Origin of the sequence: Klebsiella sp. 141162, from assembly GCF_050600755.1 — a bacterium.
GTDB classification, from domain to species: Bacteria; Pseudomonadota; Gammaproteobacteria; order Enterobacterales; family Enterobacteriaceae; genus Klebsiella; species Klebsiella aerogenes.
The window spans coordinates 1-587 of record NZ_JAQIRI010000029.1; the positions used below are offsets into that span (position 1 = coordinate 1).

The 587-nt window shown below is 67.6% G+C and carries 1 protein-coding gene; it reads left to right on the forward strand.

All coding sequences use genetic code 11. From position 1 onward, the window contains the following. On the forward strand, nt 1-587 hold a 587-nt coding region (locus tag PGR23_RS24415), incomplete at both ends, for a sodium ion-translocating decarboxylase subunit beta (protein ID WP_430915674.1).

The following is a 587-nucleotide window of genomic DNA, read 5'->3' on the forward strand; positions in this document are numbered from 1 at the left end:
ATGCTGCTGGTCAGCCTGCTGCTGCTGTGGCTGGCGATTGCGAAAAAGTTCGAGCCGTTACTGCTGCTGCCGATTGGCTTCGGCGGCCTGCTCTCCAATATCCCGGAGGCCGGGCTGGCGCTGAGCGCGCTGGAAAACCTGCTGGCCCACCACGACCCGGTCCAGCTGGCGGTGATTGCCGCGAAGCTCAACTGCGCGCCGGACGTCCACGCCATCAAGGAGGCGCTGGCGCTGGCCCTGCCGTCGGTGCAGGGGCAGATGGAGACGCTGGCGGTGGACATGGGCTACTCCTCCGGGGTGCTGGCCATCTTCTATAAGGTGGCGATTGGCTCGGGTATCGCGCCGCTGGTGATCTTTATGGGCGTCGGGGCGATGACCGATTTCGGCCCGCTGCTGGCCAACCCGCGCACCCTGCTGCTGGGGGCGGCGGCGCAGTTCGGGATCTTCGCCACCGTGCTCGGGGCGCTGACGCTGAACTACTTCGGCTTCATCTCCTTCACCCTGCCGCAGGCGGCGGCCATCGGCATCATCGGCGGCGCCGACGGCCCGACGGCCATCTACCTGTCGAGCAAGCTGGCGCCGGAGCT